We start from the raw sequence: 17546 nt of genomic DNA on the forward strand, positions 1-17546 counted from the left end.
CCTTTCGGGGGCGCCGCCTTGGCGTACGTACGACAGAGCGGCGCCGGCCCAGACGTAGAGCGACCGTCGGGTACGGCCCGGGACGTCAAGCCGCCCCCCCCGCACATCAGGCCGCCACCCCCACCCCCGAATCCAGCAGCCGCCCGATCTCCCGTACCGCCGCCCGCCCCGCCCGGTTCGCGCCGATCGTGCTGGCCGACGGGCCGTAGCCGACCAGGTGGACGCGGGGGTCCTTGGTCGCGCGGGTGCCGGTGAGGCGGATGCCGCCGCCGGGTTCGCGCAGGGCGAGCGGGGTGAGGTGGGCGGTCGCGGGGCGGAAACCGGTGGCCCAGAGGATGACGTCCGCCGCCACCTCGCCGCCGTCGGACCAGGCGACGCCGGTCGGGGTGAGCCGGGTGAACATCGGCCGGCGGTCGAGGACCCCGTTCGCGAGCCCCGCGCGGATCGCGTCGTTCAGGGGCAGCCCCGTCACCGACACCACGCTCCTCGGCGGCAGCCCCGCACGGACCCGCTCCTCCACCAGCGCGACGGCCGCGCGCCCCTGTTCCTCGCCGAACGGCCCCTCGCGGAAGACCGGCGGGCGGCGGGTGACCCAGGTGGTGGAGGCGGCGTGCGGGGCGAGTTCGAGGAGGTGCTGGGTGCCGGAGGCGCCCCCGCCCACGACGACGACCCGCTGCCCGGCGAACGCTTCCGGCCCCGGATACCGCGCGGTGTGCAACTGCCGCCCCAGGAACGTCTCCTGCCCGGGGTAGCGCGGCCAGAACGGCCGGTCCCAGGTGCCGGTCGCGCTGATCAGGGCCCGCGCCGACCAGTCACCGGCCGACGTCTCGACCAGCAGCCGCCCGCCCCCGCCCTCGCGGACCGCGCGGACGTCCACAGGACGCCGTACCCGCAGGTCGAAGGCCTCCTCGTAGCGCGCGAAGTACGCGCCGATCACCTCGGACGACGGCCGCGCGGGATCGGCGCCGGTCAGTTCCATGCCCGGCAGCGCGTGCATCCCGTGCACCTTGCCGTACGTCAGCGACGGCCACCGGAACTGCCAGGCGCCGCCGGGGGCGGGGGAGTGGTCGAGGGTGACGAAGTCGCGGTCCGGTACGAGGCCGGTGCGGCGCAGGTGGTAGGCGCTGGACAGACCGGCCTGACCTGCGCCTATGACGATCACGTCGACCTCGTGCGCGTTGTTCATGGTTCTACTAACAGGGGAGGGGGCCGGGATCTTCCGCGGGCTGGGGAGCCGGGTGACGGGGAGCCGGCTCGCCTCGGCGGCCTCGCTCCAGGAACCCGCCCCCGCTTCAGACCCCCGAGCCCCGCGCAGGAGTCGTAGAAACGGGCAACCCCCCATTGAACCGCTCATCCACGAACGCCGAGAAGTCCACCTTCTTCGGGATCAGCTTCAGCGCGGTGAACGTATCGGCGATCTTCTGCTCGGAGTCGATCAGCGGCTGATCGACGGCGACCGCGACGCGTGAGGAGTGGGTACGTTTCACCGAGGCGAGCGCGACGTCGTACGGCAGCCCCGTGTCCTTCGCCCAGACCTTCGCCCACTCGGCCTGATGCCCGTGCACCCAGTCCTGCGCGCGCCGCAGCCGGGCGAGGAAGTCCTTGATCGCGGCGGCCTTTTTGGTGTCCTGGAGCGCGCTGGGGGCGGCGACCTGGAAGCTGAGCCCGTTGACGACACCCTGACCGGTGGTGAGGACGCGCCCCTGTCTGGCCTCCAGAACCTGCGAGGTGTACGGGTCCCAGACGGCCCACGCGTCGACCTTGCCGGAGGTGAACGCCGCGAGCGCGTCGGCCGGTTGGAGATATTTGATCTGCACGTCGGCGGGGCCGAGCCCGGCGGCCTCCAGCGAGGCGATCAACTGGTAGTGCGCGGAGGAACCTTGGGCGACGGCGATCGACTTGCCCCTCAGCTCGGCCGTCCTCGTCAGCTTGGAGCCGTTCGGTACGAGGACGGCCTCCCCCTCGGAGGAGCCGTGCCACGCGGCCACCACCGTGATCTTCGAGCCCGCGCCCGCCGCGAAGACCGGCGGGGTGTTGCCGACGGCGCCGATGTCGACGGCCTTCGCGTTGACGGCCTCCAGCAGCGGCGGGCCGGAGGTGAAGGTGGACCACTTGATCCGGTAGCCGAGATCCTTCAACTCCCCGGCGGCACGCAGCACCGCTTCCGAACCCCCTTTCTGGTCACCGACGTTGAGCGTGAGGGACCCGGAGCCGTCGGTACCGGTGGCGGCGGAGGAGGCGCCGCCGCAGGCGGTGAGGAGGAGGGCGAGAGGGAGGAGAGCGGCGGTGAGGGCGCGGCGGCGTCGCATCAAGTGGTCCTGTCCGAGGGGCGGTTGTGGGGGATTCAGTGGGCGTCGACGCCGAGCCGGGCGAGCAGCTGCGCGCGCAGTTCCGCGAACCTCGGGTCGGTGACATCGCGCGGCCGGTCGAGGCCGATGTGCTGCTCGTGCGCGATGACACCGTCGTCCATCACCAGCACCCGGTCGGCGAGGAGTACGGCCTCCTCGACGTCATGCGTGACGAGCAGCACCGCGCAGCCGCGCCGCCGCCACAACTCCCCTACCAGACGCTGGGCGTTGATCCGGGTGAGCGCGTCGAGGGCGCCGAACGGCTCGTCCAGCAGCAGGAGATCGGGCTCACGGACCAACGCCCGTGCCAGAGAGGCACGTTGGGCCTCGCCGCCGGAGAGGGTCTTGGGCCAGGCGTCGGCGCGATGACCGAGCCCGACCTCCTCAAGTGCCCTGTCGGCGACGGCCCGTTCGGGCTTCCCGGGCAGTCCCAGCAGGACGTTGCGCCACACCTTCTTCCACGGCATCAGCCGGGGCGCCTGGAACGCGACGGCCTTGCGGCGCGGTACGAGTACGGTCCCCTCGATGTCGCGGTCGAGCCCGGCGAGGATGCGCAGCAGGGTCGACTTGCCGCAGCCGCTGCGGCCCAGGAGAGCCACGAACTCCCCTGGACGGACGTCGAGTTGAAGGTCGTCGAGGACGGCGCGGCCGTCGAAGGAGCGGGTCAGCCCCGCGACGCGGACCGCCTGTGCGGTCACCGGCCGGTGAACGTCGGTCGCCATTGCAGCAGCAGCCTTTCGAGGGAACGGACGACGAAGTCGGCCAGCAGGCCGAGGAAGGCGTACACGATGAGGCAGACCACGATGACGTCCGTGCGCAGGAAGTCCCGCGCCTGCACCATCAGGAACCCGATCCCCGAGTCCGCGTTGACCTGCTCCGCGAAGACCAGCGCCAGCCAGGAGACGCCGAGCGAGTACCGCAGCCCCGTCAGCGCGCCGGGCAGCGCTCCCGGCAGCACGACATGCCGTACCAGTCCCCGCCGCGACAGCCCCAACGACTCGCCCGCTTCGATGAGTTGGGAGTCGACGCCCCGGATTCCCGCGTACACGTTCAGATAGAGCGGGAACGTCACGCCGAGGGTGATGATCGCGACCTTCGGGGTCTCGCCGATGCCGAACCAGATGATGAACAGCGGGATCAGGCCCACGAACGGCACCGTCCGCAGCATCTGCACCGGCGCGTCCACCAGGTCCTCGCCGACCCTGAACAGCCCTGAGAACAGGGCGAGTCCGGTTCCGATGAGCGTTCCGAACAGCAGGCCTAGGGCTACTCGCCGAAGCGACGTACCCATTGCCGACGTCAGCGAGCCGTCCGCGATCAGGTCCCAGGCGACCTGTCCGATGCGTTCCGGTGAGGCGAGGGTGTCTGCTGTCAACAGGCCTGTGGTGCTGAGGAGTTGCCATAGGGCGAGCAGGAGCAGGGGGCCGGTGGTGCGGCGTAGCCAGCGGGGGATGCGGGGGTGGGGGGAGGTGTGGGGGTGGAGGTGCTGGAGGTCCTGGAGGTCGGGTTCGGCGTGATCATCCGATATTGCGGATATGTCAGACTCGGGTGGGGTGTGCGGGGGTGGGGCATGGCTGATGCTCATGTGGGCTCCACGGGCGGTGGGGGATGCGCCGGGGCGCCGTCATGTCAGAGGTGGGTCATGACATGGCGGTGCGTGGGGAAGCGGACGTGCGGGGTGGGGCGTACGAAGTTGTCAGCAGCCGCGGCGACACGCGGCGGAGGCCACCCGCAGCAGGTCGATGTGACCGCGCGTGGTGAGCAGGGCTGAACGCAACATGGCGCTGAAGGTAGCTAGTTGGTGGGGGTGGGTCAATGGGTGTCTTGCGGAGTGGACGGGGTGGGGAGATCGGGGCGGACCGGCGCGTGGGGAGGTCGTACGGGGAGGGGGGGATGGGCCGTTGCGTCGGGAGGTCGTATGGGGAGGTCGTATCGGGAGGGGGCGGGCCGGGGTGCGTCGGGGTGTGTCGGGGACGTCAGGGAGTCGTCGGAGAATGGGGGCATGTCCTTCAGCACCCGTGTCCTGCACATCACCTCCGGATCCCGTGAGCGGGTCGTCGATCTCACCCGGGAGTGTGAGGCGTTCCTCCGCGAGGTGACCCAGGGGCGCGACGGCCTCCTGAACGTCTTCGTCCCGCACGCCACCGCGGGCGTCGCGATCATCGAGACCGGCGCGGGCAGCGACGACGACCTCCTCGCGGCCCTCCGCACCCTCCTCCCCGCCGACGACCGCTGGCAGCACCGCCATGGCTCCCCGGGGCACGGCCGAGACCACGTCCTCCCGGCGATCGTGCCTCCGCATGCGACTCTGCCGGTGATCGGGGGGCGGCTGGAGCTGGGGACTTGGCAGTCGGTGTGCCTGGTGGACACGAACAGGGACAACGCGGACCGGCAGGTTCGGCTGAGTTTTCTGGGGTGAGGTTCTGGGCGCGGGCAACGGGACCTCTTGGCCGGCCGGTAACGTCCGAGGACATGCACCCGGCCGCTCGTTCCAGCGCCCGCCTTGCCCTGCGCCCGGACAAGTGGGGCATGGGGTACGGGGTGGAGACCGTACGGCTGCTGCTCGGCGTCGGTTTCGGTGACCTGGGTCTCCACCGCGTCTGGGGAGCGCGGTCTCCTCTCAACGCGGCTTTCGCGAAGACCATGGCCGGCATGGTTGAGGCGGGTGTCATTCGGGAGCACGTACTGAAAGCCGGGAGGTGGCGGGACTCAGTGGTCCACGCGATCCTTGACCGAGAGTGGCGTCCCGTGTGAGGACTTCCCTGGCTTGAGTTCCCGGTCAGCGCAGCGGCATGAACACGGCGGCGGCCAGCAGCGTGCCGAGTACGGTCCCGGCAACCACCTGGGCCGGAGTATGGTCGCGCAGCCGGATGCGGGACCAGCCCACGAGTGCGACCAGGGCGAAGCCGAGGAGTGCCCACGGACCGTACGCCACCGTGATCATGGTGACGCTGCCGGCGGAGACCGCCTGATGGACGCTGATCTTCCAGACGAAAGTGATCGCGATGAGGGCGATCAGAGTCACCAGCATGGTGACGACCAGCGCGACCGTCTCCCGGGGCGCCCCGCCCGCGGCCATCACGCCGAGGCCGGCGGCGACGGACAGCAGGATCAGCGGCAGCACGACGAAACGCTGCTTGCGGGAGCCGACGTGGCGGTCGGTGTACTTGCCCTTCCGTACGCCCCGCTTGATGAACACCATCGGGAGGACCGCGCAGAACAGCGCGGCGAAGACGCCCCACGCGACGCCGGCCAGGCGGTCGCTGTGCCAGCCGATGACGAGGGTGCTCAGGACGATCCAGGTCCGGGGTTCGAGGAGGTCGGTGACGCGTCGCGCGAGCATGGAGGGTTCCGTTTCGGGGTGGCCGCCTGGCAAAACATCACTTACGGTACCGAACCCGAGCCGCACTCCTTACGGCCGAGCCGGCCCCCTTCATCCCAGGCCGACGACCACAGCCCGCGACCTCTGGCCAAAAGAGGACGCTGTGCCCGCGCCCCTGACAGAGAATGCGACCCGACCACAGGGAAGAGGACGTGATGACAGCGCAGCACCCCTTTGTCCGGCGGTGGGGTGGGGCCATGGCGGGCCTCTTCTGGATCACCCCCGAGACCGTTTATCTGGGTGCCCCGCCCAGTACGACCCCCTCGGCTGTCAGCCTCGACGTCGGCGGACTCACGGCAGTCGGCCCGCAGGCCGGCTCCTGGCCCTGGCAGGATGTCACCGCGGTGACGGTCGAGGGCATTCCCGCGAGTACCACCACGGGCCGGTCGTTCCTCAGGTTCTTCGAAGTCGTCCTCGGCCCGCAGAGCCCGACCGAGATGACCGTCCGAGTGGAGACCGCGGACGGGGTGAGCTTCGAGATCCCCGTCCATTCGGCCGCCGCATCCGCGTACACCGTCCGTGAGGCGGAGCTGTCGCAACTCCTTCTCGGACACTTCGTCCGACAGAAAGCGTCTCCCGCCAAGCTCACCGACTGGCTGATGAGCTCCTCCCGGTCGCGCCCCCTGCGCCCGGCCGAACGCGAGGCCCTGTTGCAGCGCTGGACGGAGGACCGATGACCGGCCCAGTTCCTGTCCTCGCCTACGACGGCGACTGCGGCTTCTGCCAGACAGCCGTGGACCGCATCCGCGCCCTGGCCTCCCCCCAACTCGAAGCGGTGCCATGGCAGTTCCTGTCCGCCGACGTGACGGCGCCGTACCTTGAGCGGCTGCACCGCGAGGTCCTGCTGCTGTGCGGCGGCACGGTTCTGGCGGGCGGGGCGGACGCGCTGGCGCGTTACGTGGCGACCTCGCCGTCGTCCGTCTGGCGCACGCTCGCGGCGGTGCTCCGGCTCCCGGGCGTCCGCGCCTGCGCCCGCGCGGTCTACCGCGGGGTGTCAGGCAACCGTCACCGTCTGCCCGGCGGCACACCGGCGTGCGCGGTGCCGCAGCGGGGCGTGTGATGCCCGCCGTGCGCCCCGTCCTCACCTGCGCCCTGAGCTCCGCCGCCCCGCCGCTCCTCGGCGGCGGTCACGCCGTCGACCGCTTCGTCCAGATCGGTTCGTTCACCAAGGTCCTCACCGGCACGGCCCTGACCCGTATGGCGGCTTGCGGCGTGCTGGCCCTCGACGACCCCGTCGAACGGTGGCTGCCCGCGGCGCCCGGCACCGGCATCACCCTCCTGCACCTGGCGCGGCACACCTCCGGCCTCCCCCGGCTGCCCCCGGGCCGGCTGCCCCGGCGGGACCCGTACGCCGCGTTCGACCGCCCCGCGCTGGACAGGCTGCTGCCCCGGCTCGACACCCTCGCCACCCGGCCGCCCGGCGAGGAGGAGTACTCCAACCTCGGCTACGCGCTGCTCGGAGCGGCACTGACCGCAGCGGCCGGGACGACGTACGAGGAACTGGTCGCCGAACACGTCCTGCGCCCCTTGGACGTCACCGAGGTGACCGCGGCCCCCGATCCCGCCCGGCGGCTGCCGGCGCCCGGTCTGTTCGGCCGTCCCCGCAGGCCGTGGACGATGGACGGCGCGATCCTCCCGGCCGGAGGCCTGTGGGCCACCCCGCGCGCGGCGGCCGACCTGCTGGTGCGGCTCCTGGTGGAACGCAGACTCGGCACCCCCGCCCCGAGCTGGCAGACGGCCGGCCCGCTGCTCTGGCACAACGGGGCGACACGCCATGACTCCCTCTTCGCGGGGGCGATGGACGACGGCCGGTGGGTACTGGTCCATCGCCTCAACGGGACGCCTGAGGAGACCGATCGGAGAGGGATCGAGATCCTTAGGGAGGCGGGGAAAGGCGCTGAGGGATGACGGCCGCCCCGGCGCGTGATCGGCGTGTCGGTAGGTCGTTAAGGGTCCCGAGAGGCCGCCGTCGGTGGCGGTCGTCGAAGGGGAGGTCGGCGCGTGATGGATGAAGAGGCCGAGGTCAGGGACTCGTACGAGTTGTGCGAAGCCCAAGTCCGGCGGAAACTGCCGACGTTGTGGGCGGCCAGCAACGTACTGCCCACACCTGTACGGCCGTTCCTGCACGCGATCCACGGGTGGACGGTGGAGACGGACCGGATCGCCGACGAAGGGCCGCCGGACGGGCGGGTGGAGCGGCTGGCGCGGTGGCGGGGCGACACGCTCGCCGAGGTGCGGGAGGGGTGCAGTGCACATCCCCTGCGGCGGGCGTTCGTGGACACCGTCTGCCGGTGGGGTCTCCAACTGGCCTTGATCGAGGAGCACTTGGACGCCGTCGCCGCCGACTGCGCGGCGCCCCCGGAGTTCGCGACGCTCGCCGGCCAGCGGCGCTTTCTGCGCGGAATCACCGGTGCCGTGGGCGAGTTGTGGGCCCCGCTGCTCCAGGCCCGCGGCGAACTGCGTCCGATCTCCGCGCTGTTCGAGGCGTGCAAGACCGCCGACCTGTTCGAGGACCTGCCGGCCGACCTCGCGCAGGGGAGGTTCTACTGGCCCAGAGAGGATCTGCGGCGCTGCGGACTGACGGCCGGCGAGGTGCTGTCCGGCGGCGGTGCGACGCAGGCCCGCGACGCGTTCGTCGACCTCCAACTCGCCCACTGGAAAGAGCTGTTGGACGAGGCCGTCCCCGCGACCTGGTCGGTGGGTGAGGTGTACCGGCCGTTCCTGCACACCCTGCTGCTCGGGGCCCAACTGCACTACGACGAGGCGGCTTTGCTGCGTTCGCGGGTGCTGGCGGACGGCGTCGAACCGCTCACCCTGGACGGCGCCGTCCGGCCCCGCCCGCCGGTGCCGGGGGCCCCGCCCAGACATGTCGCCGTCATCATGGACGGCAACCGGCGCTGGGCGCAGGCGCGCGGGGTGTCCGCGTACGAGGGGCACTACGCGGGGTGGCGGGCGGCGATGCGGCTGGTCAACTCCGCGCTGCGGCTGGGGATCCGGCACCTGAGCGTGTACGCGTTCTCCACCGAGAACTGGAACCGCTCGAAGGAGGAGACGGCCGCGCTCTTCGACGTCCTCGCCGACGGGCTGTCCTGGGGGGTGCAGTGGCTGCACGGGCTCGGGGTGCAGGTGCGCTGGTGCGGGCGGCGCGACCGGCTCGACGCCTCGCTGGCGTCCTCGATCGCGCTCGTGGAGAACATGACGTCGGGCAACGACCGCCTCATGCTCAACCTCTGCGTCGACTACGGCGGCCGCGAGGAACTCGCCTTCGCGGCACGGGCGTTGGCCGCCGAAGCGGTGGCCGGGACCATCCGGCCCGAGGACATCCGGACGGCCGACCTCGCCCGCCATCTGTACGTCCCCGAACTCCCCGACGTGGACCTGCTGATCCGCACCTCCGGGGAGCAGCGGATCAGCAACTTCCTTCCCTGGCAGCTCTCTTACGCCGAGCTGGTCTTCGATCCGGCCTCCTGGCCGGAGTACGACCTGGCCCGGCTGCGCGGCGCCGTCACGGCGTACGGGAGCCGTGAACGCCGGTTCGGCGGGCGGCTCCCGATCCAAGAGCCGGCTCACCAAGAGTCGCCCTTCCAGGCCCCGCCTCTCCAGGCTCCGCCGCTTCAGCGGACCAACCCCGCCTGAGAACCGCTCACTTCTTCTTCGGCGGCGTGTACACCCCCTCCGCGGTCGCGTGCGCCAGCACCGTCTCCGTCGTGAACTTCGCGTCCGCGCCGAAGGTGCCGGCGAACGTGTCCACCAGCTCCTGCGAGGGCCGGAGCGGCACCTCGGCGACCCGGAGTTTCATCGGCTTGCCCAGCGGCACGTTCTCGGCCTGGAGCAGGCCTTTGTCCAGATTCGGCCGGGCCATCGCGCGGTGGCCCACGTCGACGCCGTTGACCTTGCACGTCCCCGACGCCACCCCCTCCTGGAGCAGCCCCTGCAACTCCGCGACTTTCAGGGTCCCTTCGGGCGTACGGACCTGAATGGCGCCGTCCAGCCGCCCGTTGCCGTGGGCCTTCGGCGGGTTCGGCAGCGACGGGTCGCCCTGCCCGGTCGCCAGCGGGAACCGCACCCCCGTGCCCTGGGCGTCCTTCAGCAACTGGGCCGGGGCCACCGCCTCGACGGTCGCCTGGAACCGGTCGAGGAGCGCCTGCCCCTCCGCCGTCCAGCGGACCTCCAGCCAGCCGTTGGAGACCGTGCCCAGCGAGTCGTCCGCGGCGGCGGCCGACGGCGCCCCGGTGAACTGCGCCAGCAACGGGGCCGCCATGGCCGCCCCCAGGATCGAACGCCGTGGTGTGTCCATATCCGTATCTGTCCTTTCGGGGCCGCAGCGTGCGGCCCGCAGCGGATCATCGGTCCCCGCAGGGGCGGTCGGCGGACGACGTGGCGGTCAAACCACCCGAAAGTAGGATCCGGTGAGGGGTCGCCCTGACGGTGAACGGCCTTTCAGGGGCCGTCAGTTGTCGAGGGCCGGGGCCAGGACGGCGAACGCGGCGGCGGTCAGCGCGGCCGGGTCCTCGGCGCCGTCGCTGTCGCTCCACCGCTGGAGCACGGTACGGAACGCCGTGAGCGCCATCCCCGCCGCGAGGGCCGGGTACAGGTCCGTGCGCGGGTCGAGGCCGAGCCGGGCGCCCAGTTCGGCCGCCAGCGCGTCGCCCCACTGCTCCTGCCGCTCCAGGAAACGGGCGAGCAGGGCGGGCGTCCGCAGGATCAACTGGACGACGGGCAGGGCGCGTTCGGTGTGTCCCGCGCAGGTGTCGACGGACCGCCAGACGGTGTGCCGCAGCGCCTGCGACGGGCTCTCCCCGGCGGGGCGGGCCGCCAGCTCCGCGCGCATCGAGGCGCCCAGTCCGCCGAGGAACTGGACGACGACGTCCTCCTTGGACGCGAAGTAGCGGAAGAACGTCCGCTTGGACACGCCGGCCGCGGCGGCGATCTGGTCCACCGTGACCGCGTCGAACCCCTCACCGGCCAGCAGCGTCAGCGCCGACCGCGTCAGCTCGTCGGCGACCAGCTGGCGTTTGCGCTGGGCGAGGGTCTCTGCGGGGCGGGACGTCATGCCTCCCATCGTAGGCGCCCATGGCGTTTTCGCTCCATGGTGACGGCCTTGACACTTGGTGACACCTTGGGCATCGTGAGCCGCATGACGAGTGAGAAGAACTGGACCGCCGACCGGATACCGGACCAGGACGGGCGGGTGTACGTCGTCACCGGGGCCAACAGCGGACTCGGCCTCGCGACCTGCCGGGCACTCGTCCGCAAAGGCGCCCGGGTGATCCTCGCCGTGCGCGACGAGGCGAAGGGCCGCCGCGCGATCGCCGAACTCACCGCGCCGGGCGCCGAGTTAGAGGCGCGCGAGCTGGACCTGTCGGTCCCGGAGTCCGTCCGCGCCTTCGCGGAGAAACTGCGCGCCGACGGCGTACGGCCCGACGTCCTCGTCAACAACGCCGGTGTCATGGGACCGCCCCGCACGCTCACCGCGCAGGGCCAGGAGCTCCAGTTCGCCGCCAACCACCTCGGCCACTTCGCCCTCACCGGCCTCCTCCTCGACCTGCTCGCGCAGGGCGAGGACCCCCGGGTCGTGACGGTCACCTCCGCCAACCACCGGCAGGCGAAGCTGCACTTCGACGACCTCACCGGCGCGCGCGGCTACGCGCCCATGGGTTACTACAACCAGTCCAAGCTGGCCAACGCCTTGTTCGGCTGGGAGCTCGACCGCCGGCTCACCGCCGCCGGCAGCCCCGTCCGCAGCGTGCTCGCGCACCCCGGCTACACCTCCACCAACCTCCAGACCGCCGCCACCTCCGGCGTCGTCAAGTTCCTCCTCGGCAGCCTCCTGCTGCCGCTCGCCCAGACCCCGGACCAGGGCGCCCTGCCCCAGCTGTACGCGGCCACCGCGCCCGAGGTGCGGGGCGGCGGGCTCTACGGCCCGGACGGCATCGGCGAGCTGCGCGGCGCCCCCAAGCTGACGAGGCTCGCCGCGCGGGCGACCGACGCGGAGGCGGCGCGGCAGCTGTGGGAGCTGTCGGAGGAACTGACCGGGGTGAGCTTCGCGTTGCCGGCGGTGGTCTAGGGCCTGTCCGGCGGATCAGGCTGGAGGAAATAGACGGTATCTGCCCAGCTCACGCGAGCGGGGTCTGGTGCGTGCAGCTGCAAGGCGGAGGAGGGCGTCGACGCGGAGCGTCGGCAACCGACGACAACGCCGCAGATGCGCGTGCCAGGGCCCGCGACCCCAGCAAGATCCGCCGGACAGGCCCTAGGGGGCAGGCCGGGCGGACGCGGCCTCAGGCCGAGCGGGCGTTGCGGCTCGGCTCGCGTGGGCGGCGCCGCGGCCCCGGCCTGGCCCGCTCCCCGCCGCCTCACCGCGCGACCACCGGCTCCGGCGAAGGCTTCACCGAAGGCTCCTCCCCGTCGGCCAGCCTCTTCTCCGGCAGGATCACCGCCAGGACCAGCCCGACGGCGAACAGCGGGACCATGTAGCGGAAGACCGGCGTCAGCGCGTGCTGGTACGACTGGACGACCGCCTCCCGCAGCTGCGGCGGCAGGCTGTGCACGGCGGCCGGCGTCAGGGAGTCCGTGCGGCCCACCTCCCGCGCGGCCCCCGCCGGGACCCGCGCCGCCAGCTGGTCCGTCAGCCGGTGGGTGAAGACCGCGCCCACACCGGCTGTGCCCAGGGTCGCGCCGATCTCCCGGAAGAAGTTGTTCGCCGAGGTCGCCGTACCGACGTCCGAGCCGGGGAAGTCGTTCTGCACCGCGAGGACGAGGGTCTGCATCATCATGCCGATGCCCGCGCCGAGCAGCAGGAAGTAACCGCAGACCGTGTATATGGAGGTGCTGGTGTCCAGCGTCGACATCAGCACCGCCGTCAGCCCGACGAGGACGGTGCCGGCGACGGGCCACACCTTGTAGCGGCCGGTCCTGCTGATGAACTGGCCCGAGGGGATCGCCGTCGCCAGGATGCCGACCACCATGGGGAGCAGCAGCAGACCGGACTCGGTGGCGCTCTTGCCGTACACCATCTGGAGATACGTCGGCATGTAGCCGACGATCGCGAACATACCGACGCCGATCACGATCATGCCGATCAGGGTCGAGATGTTGAAGATGCGGCTGCGGAAGATGCGCGGCGGGAGCACCGGCTCCGGGACGCGTGCCTCGACGAGGAAGAACGCGAGCCAGGCGGCGACGGCGCCGGCGGCGAGGCCGAGGATGACCGGGTCGGACCAGCCGTACTCGGTGCCGCCCCAGCTGGCGAAGAGGACCGTGCAGGTCACGGCGGTGGACATCAGGGCGATACCGGCGTAGTCGATCACCGGCCGCTGCGCCTTGCGGGGCAGCTTCAGGGCGACGGCGCACACGCCGAGGGCGATCGCGCCGAGCGGCAGGTTGATCCAGAACGCCCAGCGCCAGTCGGCGTGGTCGGTGAACCAGCCGCCGAGCAGCGGGCCCGCGACCGAGGCGAGACCGAAGACCGCGCCGATCGGCGCCATGTAGCGGGCGCGCCGCCGGGCCGGGACGAGGTCGGCGATGATCGCCTGCGAGATGATCATCAGCCCGCCGCCGCCCAGGCCCTGTACCGCGCGGCCCGCGATCAGCAGCGTCATGGACTGCGCGGCGCCGGCTGTGGCCGAGCCCGCGATGAAGATCGCTATCGCGCCGAGGAAGAGGTTCTTGCGCCCGATGAGGTCGCCGAGCCGCCCGTAGACGGGCATCCCGATGGTCGCGGCCAGGATGTACGCGGTGGTCACCCAGGCCATGTGCCGTACGCCGTCCAGCTCGCCGACGATCGTCGGCAGGGCGGTGCTGACGATCGTCTGGTCCAGGGCGGACAGCAGCATCGCGGTCATCAGGCCGGCGAAGATCAGGCCGAAGTGTGCCGGAAGGGCCGGGGAGTCCTGCTCCCCGGGCGCCTCGGCGGGTGGTGCGGTGTCGGTCAAGGGAGGCTCCAGGGGGCAGCGGCGGTCAGGGGCGGTCGGGGGCGGCCGGGGTGGTGAACAGGCTGTGCAGCAGCGCGGCGGAGCGCTCCATGTACGGCACCGGGGAGACGTCGTCCTCGCCCATCGCCCAGCGCTCCATGCCCGTGCGCAGCGCGGACATCGCGACCGTCGCGATCAGGTCGGGGATCTCGGGGTCCGCCTCGGGGCCGAGGCGTTCGGCCACCGCCGTGACGATGGACTGGCGGAACGCGTCGAACCGGGCCATCAGCGCGGCCAGTACGGAGGGCGCGCCGTACGCCAGGTCGAAGACCTCGCGCACCTCGCGGCGCTGCGGGGGGTCCTCGGCGACGTGCTCCACCAGCGCGCGGGTCAGCTCCTCCAGCACCGTGCGGGGATGGGCCGGGCCGCCCGAGATGAAGCGGCGGACCAGCTCCGGGGGGAGCTCGATCGGGGCGTGGCCGACCGCCGCGGCCTCTTTGCCCGGGTAGTAGTTGAAGAACGTCCGCGCCGAGACGCCCGCCTCGGCGCTGATCATGTCGACGGTCACTTTGTCGAAGCCGTGCTCCTGAGCCAGCCGGATGACCGCTTCATGGATCTCCTGGCTGGTCTGGCGCCGCCTGCGGTCGCGCAGGTCTTTCCCCAGTGGTGTCACGCGTTCATGATTGCATACTCTGCAACCATGGCGTCAATGCAATCAATGCAGACTCTGCAAGAAGTTCACCCGGCTGGTCCAGTCCCATGCTGCCGCCCCGCGGACGGCGTCGTACGGTGACGGGACCGGTGATCTCCAGCGAAGGAAGTCATGTCATGAGCAGGATCGTCGTCTTCGGAGCCGCCGGGAAAGCCGGGTCGCGCATCGCTAACGAGGCCGCCGCACGCGGGCACGAGGTCATCGGGGTCGCCAGGAACACCGCACACGTACCCCGCGCGGCCCGCCCCTTCGCCGGGGACGTCACCGACCCCGAGTCGGTCACCGCCGCCGCCCAGGGCGCCGACGCCCTCGTCCTGACCGTCGGCGGCCCCGACGCCCGCCTCTACACCGATGCCGTCGCCACCGCGGCGGCCGCCGTCCGCGTCCTCGCCCCCGGCGCCCCGCGCATCCTGCACATGGGCGGCGGCGCGAGCCTCCTCGACGACAGCGGCGTACGGTTCTACGACCGCCCCGACTTCCCCGCGGAGTTCAAGCCGTACGCCGTCGGCCAGCTCCGCGCCCTCGACGCCTACCGGGCGCTCGGCCCCGAGGTCACCTGGACCTACCTCTCGCCGCCCCCGGTCCACTTCGCGCCCGGCGAGCGCACCGGGCGCTACCGCACCGGCCTGGACCGGCCCGTCATCGGCGCGGACGGCACCGCGCGGATCTCGTACGAGGACTTCGCCGTGGCCGTCGTCGACGAGATCGAGCACCCGCAGCACCTCAACCAGCGCTTCACGGTGGGCTATTGAGCACCGCCGGCGGCGTGATTATGCGGGCGCCCAGGTGGCTGGTTGTCATACCTGAGGAGTAGGCGCGGCGCTCCTCCTGGTGCCGTTGCACCACCGGCAGGTGCACGCACCGGCACGACGCGCGCGCGGGGCGCTCCAGGCGAGCCTTACAGGGTCCCCACCCCTGTGATCTGGAGAACCCTTTCCCGTGGCTACCTTTCTCTCTTCACTGGGCCGCACGGCCTTCCGGCGGCGCTGGCTGGTCGTGCTGCTGTGGGCCGTCCTGCTCGGCGCCCTCGGCGCCGCCGCGGCCAAGGCGCCCGCCGGGGACGACGGCGGCACGTCGTTCATGCCCGGCATCGAGGCGCAGAAGGCCAACGACCTGATAGGCGAGCGCTTCCCGGGAGGGGACTCCAACGGCGCCTACGCGCGCGTGGTGTTCGTCGCCCCCAAGGGCGAGAAGGTCACCGCGCCCGGACACCGCGCGGCCATCGACAAACTCGTCGCCGAGGCCGCCGGTGAACCCAAGGTGGCCGCCGCGACCAGCCCCTTCACCGCCCACGCGGTCAGCAAGGACGCCACCACGGCCTACGCGTCGGTCACCTACAAGGTCGCCTCCGCCGACCTCACGGCCGCCGACAAGACCGCCCTGGAGAAGATCGTCGACGAGGCCCGCGACTCCGGGCTGACCGTCGAGACCGCGGGCAGCGCGCTCTCCTCCACCCCCGCCGCCGGGGGCGCCTCCGAGGGCATCGGCATCCTCATCGCCGCCGTCGTCCTGCTGATCACCTTCGGCTCGCTGGCCGCCGCCGGACTGCCGCTGCTCACCGCGCTCATCGGCGTCGGCGTCAGCATGACCGCGATCACGGCCGTCGGCAGCCTCCTCGGACTCACCGCGACCACCGGCACCCTCGCCGCCATGCTCGGCCTCGCCGTCGGCATCGACTACGCCCTGTTCGTCGTCTCCCGCTACCGCGAGGAACGCGCGCACGGACGCGCGCCCGCCGAGGCCGCCGCCCGCGCCACCGGCACCGCCGGATCGGCCGTCGTCTTCGCCGGACTCACCGTCGTCATCGCCCTGGCAGGCCTCTCCGTCGTCGGCGTGCCCATGCTCACCAAGATGGGCCTGTGCGCCGCCGGAGCCGTCGTCGTCGCCGTCCTGGTCGCCCTCACCCTGGTGCCCGCCCTGCTCGGCATGTGGCCGAACGCCACGCTGTCCAGGAAGACCCGCAAGCGCGGCCAGGAGCGCGTCTCCGGGGACAGCATGGGCACCCGCTGGGCCCGGTTCGTGCTGCGCCGCCCGGTGCCCGTCCTGCTCGCCTGCGTCGCCGGCCTCGGCGCCCTCGCCGTACCCGCCGCCCACCTCGAACTCGGCATGCCCGGCGACGAGTCCAAGCCCACCTCGACGACCGAACGCCGCGCCTACGACGACCTCGCCCAGGGCTTCGGCGCCGGCTTCAACGGGCCGCTGACCGTCGTCGTGGACGCCAGGAAGGCCACCGACGCCAAGGAGGCCGCCGCGACGGTCGCCGAGAAGATCAAGGACACCAAGGGCGTCGTCTCCGTCTCCGCCCCGCGGTTCAACCAGGCCGGCGACACCGCCCTGTTCTCCGCCGTCCCCTCGACCGGACCCAACGCCGAGGCCACCAAGAGCCTCGTGCAGAAGATCCGCGCGGAGCGCCCCGCGACCGAGTCCGCGACCGGCGCGACCTTCGAGGTCACCGGCAGCACCGCGATGAACATCGACATCGCCCAGTCCCTCCAGGACGCCCTGGTGCCCTACCTGGTCGTCATCATCGGCCTCGCCCTGATCCTCCTGCTGCTGGTCTTCCGCTCGGTCATGGTCCCCGTCAAGGCCGCGTTCGGGTTCCTGCTGTCCGTCCTCGCCTCCCTGGGCGCCGTCGTCGCCGTCTTCCAGTGGGGCTGGGGCGCCTCCCTCATCGGGGTCGAGCAGACCGGTCCGATCATGAGCCTGATGCCGATCTTCCTGGTGGGCATCGTCTTCGGCCTCGCCATGGACTACGAGGTGTTCCTCGTCGCCCGTATGCGCGAGGCGTACGTCCACGGGGACAGCGCCCCGGCCGCCGTCGTCAGCGGCTTCCGGCACAGCGCGCGCGTGGTCGTCGCCGCCGCCGTCATCATGATCGCCGTGTTCTCCGGGTTCATCGGCGCCGGCGAGTCCATGGTCAAGACCATCGGCTTCGGCCTCGCGATCGCCGTCCTCTTCGACGCGTTCGTCGTCCGCATGGCCCTCGTACCGGCGGTGCTGGCGCTGCTCGGGGACCGGGCGTGGTGGCTGCCCAAGTGGCTCGACCGGGTGCTGCCCCACGTGGACGTCGAAGGCGCGGGACTCGAGGCGGACGAGGAGGCCGTCCCGCCCCCGTTGTCAGACCCGTCTGTCACGATGAGTCTCCGTTCCTGACCGTTCTGTCCACACCCTCGCGGAAGAGACCCTTGGAGAAA

General features: G+C 71.8%; 17 protein-coding genes. 8 read left to right on the forward strand and 9 right to left on the reverse strand.

Annotated elements, in window-relative coordinates; translation table 11 throughout:
- Window positions 1–106: 106 nt before the first annotated feature.
- From ACYUD3_RS23225 to ACYUD3_RS23240, 4 genes are all read right to left on the reverse strand, one after another.
- Window positions 107–1186 (reverse strand): NAD(P)-binding domain-containing protein, encoded by a 1080-nt coding sequence (locus ACYUD3_RS23225; RefSeq protein ID WP_470972882.1) that lies wholly within the window; start codon window positions 1184–1186, stop codon window positions 107–109.
- Window positions 1187–1292: 106 nt separating this feature from the next.
- Window positions 1293–2309 (reverse strand): ABC transporter substrate-binding protein, encoded by a 1017-nt coding sequence (locus tag ACYUD3_RS23230; protein WP_470972884.1) that lies wholly within the window; start codon window positions 2307–2309, stop codon window positions 1293–1295.
- Between the two features lie 35 nt (window positions 2310–2344).
- Entirely contained in the window at window positions 2345–3070 is a 726-nt protein-coding gene (locus ACYUD3_RS23235; RefSeq protein ID WP_470972886.1) for an ABC transporter ATP-binding protein, read from the reverse strand.
- Window positions 3043–3933, reverse strand: a complete 891-nt coding sequence (locus ACYUD3_RS23240) for an ABC transporter permease (protein WP_470972888.1) — start codon at window positions 3931–3933, stop codon at window positions 3043–3045. The genes ACYUD3_RS23235 and ACYUD3_RS23240 overlap by 28 nt, the downstream gene beginning before the upstream one ends.
- Window positions 3934–4350: 417 nt before the next feature.
- Between ACYUD3_RS23240 and ACYUD3_RS23245 the strand changes: the two genes are divergently transcribed.
- Window positions 4351–4767 carry a secondary thiamine-phosphate synthase enzyme YjbQ gene (locus ACYUD3_RS23245; protein ID WP_470972890.1) on the forward strand — a complete coding sequence of 139 codons (417 nt, stop codon included), beginning with the start codon at window positions 4351–4353 and terminating at the stop codon, window positions 4765–4767.
- Between the two features lie 360 nt (window positions 4768–5127).
- Here the strand turns inward: ACYUD3_RS23245 and ACYUD3_RS23250 are convergent, their stop codons facing one another.
- A complete protein-coding gene (locus tag ACYUD3_RS23250; protein WP_470972891.1) occupies window positions 5128–5691 on the reverse strand; it encodes a hypothetical protein in 564 nt (187 codons plus the stop codon).
- A 236-nt stretch (window positions 5692–5927) separates the two neighbouring features.
- Here ACYUD3_RS23250 and ACYUD3_RS23255 point away from each other — a divergent pair, with 236 nt between their 5' ends.
- The 4 genes from ACYUD3_RS23255 to uppS all read left to right on the forward strand — a co-directional run bounded on the left by ACYUD3_RS23255 (window position 5928) and on the right by uppS (window position 9366).
- Window positions 5928–6407: a hypothetical protein gene (locus tag ACYUD3_RS23255; protein WP_470972893.1), complete on the forward strand. Its 480-nt coding sequence runs from the start codon at window positions 5928–5930 to the stop codon at window positions 6405–6407.
- Window positions 6404–6790, forward strand: coding sequence for a thiol-disulfide oxidoreductase DCC family protein (locus ACYUD3_RS23260; RefSeq protein WP_470972895.1), 387 nt, complete (start codon window positions 6404–6406; stop codon window positions 6788–6790). Before ACYUD3_RS23255 ends, ACYUD3_RS23260 begins: the two co-directional genes overlap by 4 nt.
- Complete coding sequence (locus ACYUD3_RS23265; protein ID WP_470972897.1) at window positions 6790–7638, forward strand: serine hydrolase domain-containing protein; 849 nt, start codon at window positions 6790–6792, stop codon at window positions 7636–7638. Before ACYUD3_RS23260 ends, ACYUD3_RS23265 begins: the two co-directional genes overlap by 1 nt.
- Window positions 7639–7734: 96 nt before the next feature.
- Window positions 7735–9366 (forward strand): polyprenyl diphosphate synthase, encoded by a 1632-nt coding sequence (gene uppS / locus ACYUD3_RS23270; RefSeq protein WP_470973241.1) that lies wholly within the window; start codon window positions 7735–7737, stop codon window positions 9364–9366.
- A gap of 7 nt (window positions 9367–9373) precedes the next feature.
- On the opposite strand, the gene ACYUD3_RS23275 is transcribed toward uppS, so the two are convergent.
- Both ACYUD3_RS23275 and ACYUD3_RS23280 read right to left on the reverse strand, forming a co-directional pair.
- Complete coding sequence (locus ACYUD3_RS23275) at window positions 9374–10027, reverse strand: hypothetical protein (RefSeq protein ID WP_470972899.1); 654 nt, start codon at window positions 10025–10027, stop codon at window positions 9374–9376.
- Between the two features lie 153 nt (window positions 10028–10180).
- Window positions 10181–10792: a TetR family transcriptional regulator gene (locus ACYUD3_RS23280; protein WP_470972901.1), complete on the reverse strand. Its 612-nt coding sequence runs from the start codon at window positions 10790–10792 to the stop codon at window positions 10181–10183.
- Window positions 10793–10867: 75 nt separating this feature from the next.
- On the opposite strand from ACYUD3_RS23280, the gene ACYUD3_RS23285 reads away from it, so the two are divergent.
- Window positions 10868–11797 carry an oxidoreductase gene (locus ACYUD3_RS23285; protein ID WP_470972903.1) on the forward strand — a complete coding sequence of 310 codons (930 nt, stop codon included), beginning with the start codon at window positions 10868–10870 and terminating at the stop codon, window positions 11795–11797.
- A gap of 286 nt (window positions 11798–12083) precedes the next feature.
- On the opposite strand, the gene ACYUD3_RS23290 is transcribed toward ACYUD3_RS23285, so the two are convergent.
- Together ACYUD3_RS23290 and ACYUD3_RS23295 are read right to left on the reverse strand one after the other, a co-directional pair.
- Window positions 12084–13661 carry an MDR family MFS transporter gene (locus ACYUD3_RS23290; RefSeq protein WP_470972905.1) on the reverse strand — a complete coding sequence of 526 codons (1578 nt, stop codon included), beginning with the start codon at window positions 13659–13661 and terminating at the stop codon, window positions 12084–12086.
- Between the two features lie 25 nt (window positions 13662–13686).
- Window positions 13687–14313 carry an acyl-CoA-like ligand-binding transcription factor gene (locus tag ACYUD3_RS23295; RefSeq protein ID WP_470972907.1) on the reverse strand — a complete coding sequence of 209 codons (627 nt, stop codon included), beginning with the start codon at window positions 14311–14313 and terminating at the stop codon, window positions 13687–13689.
- Window positions 14314–14468: 155 nt separating this feature from the next.
- On the opposite strand from ACYUD3_RS23295, the gene ACYUD3_RS23300 reads away from it, so the two are divergent.
- Window positions 14469–15104, forward strand: a complete 636-nt coding sequence (locus tag ACYUD3_RS23300) for an NAD(P)-dependent oxidoreductase (RefSeq protein WP_470972909.1) — start codon at window positions 14469–14471, stop codon at window positions 15102–15104.
- 187 nt (window positions 15105–15291) lie between these two features.
- Window positions 15292–17505 carry an MMPL family transporter gene (locus ACYUD3_RS23305; RefSeq protein ID WP_470972911.1) on the forward strand — a complete coding sequence of 738 codons (2214 nt, stop codon included), beginning with the start codon at window positions 15292–15294 and terminating at the stop codon, window positions 17503–17505.
- Window positions 17506–17546 lie beyond the last annotated feature (41 nt).

Source organism: Streptomyces sp. AMJ-169 (assembly GCF_055597585.1).

Excerpts from the sequence above, each read along its gene's own strand:
- ACYUD3_RS23225 (WP_470972882.1), bottom strand. The coding sequence starts at position 1,186 with ATGAACAACGCGCACGAGGTCGACGTGATCGTCATAGGCGCAGGTCAG.
- ACYUD3_RS23255 (WP_470972893.1), top strand. The coding sequence starts at position 5,928 with ATGGCGGGCCTCTTCTGGATCACCCCCGAGACCGTTTATCTGGGTGCC.
- ACYUD3_RS23265 (WP_470972897.1), top strand. The coding sequence starts at position 6,790 with ATGCCCGCCGTGCGCCCCGTCCTCACCTGCGCCCTGAGCTCCGCCGCC.
- ACYUD3_RS23230 (WP_470972884.1), bottom strand. The coding sequence starts at position 2,309 with ATGCGACGCCGCCGCGCCCTCACCGCCGCTCTCCTCCCTCTCGCCCTC.
- ACYUD3_RS23260 (WP_470972895.1), top strand. The coding sequence starts at position 6,404 with ATGACCGGCCCAGTTCCTGTCCTCGCCTACGACGGCGACTGCGGCTTC.
- ACYUD3_RS23300 (WP_470972909.1), top strand. The coding sequence starts at position 14,469 with ATGAGCAGGATCGTCGTCTTCGGAGCCGCCGGGAAAGCCGGGTCGCGC.
- uppS (WP_470973241.1), top strand. The coding sequence starts at position 7,735 with ATGGATGAAGAGGCCGAGGTCAGGGACTCGTACGAGTTGTGCGAAGCC.
- ACYUD3_RS23235 (WP_470972886.1), bottom strand. The coding sequence starts at position 3,070 with ATGGCGACCGACGTTCACCGGCCGGTGACCGCACAGGCGGTCCGCGTC.
- ACYUD3_RS23280 (WP_470972901.1), bottom strand. The coding sequence starts at position 10,792 with ATGGGAGGCATGACGTCCCGCCCCGCAGAGACCCTCGCCCAGCGCAAA.
- ACYUD3_RS23285 (WP_470972903.1), top strand. The coding sequence starts at position 10,868 with ATGACGAGTGAGAAGAACTGGACCGCCGACCGGATACCGGACCAGGAC.
- ACYUD3_RS23240 (WP_470972888.1), bottom strand. The coding sequence starts at position 3,933 with ATGAGCATCAGCCATGCCCCACCCCCGCACACCCCACCCGAGTCTGAC.
- ACYUD3_RS23275 (WP_470972899.1), bottom strand. The coding sequence starts at position 10,027 with ATGGACACACCACGGCGTTCGATCCTGGGGGCGGCCATGGCGGCCCCG.
- ACYUD3_RS23250 (WP_470972891.1), bottom strand. The coding sequence starts at position 5,691 with ATGCTCGCGCGACGCGTCACCGACCTCCTCGAACCCCGGACCTGGATC.
- ACYUD3_RS23245 (WP_470972890.1), top strand. The coding sequence starts at position 4,351 with ATGTCCTTCAGCACCCGTGTCCTGCACATCACCTCCGGATCCCGTGAG.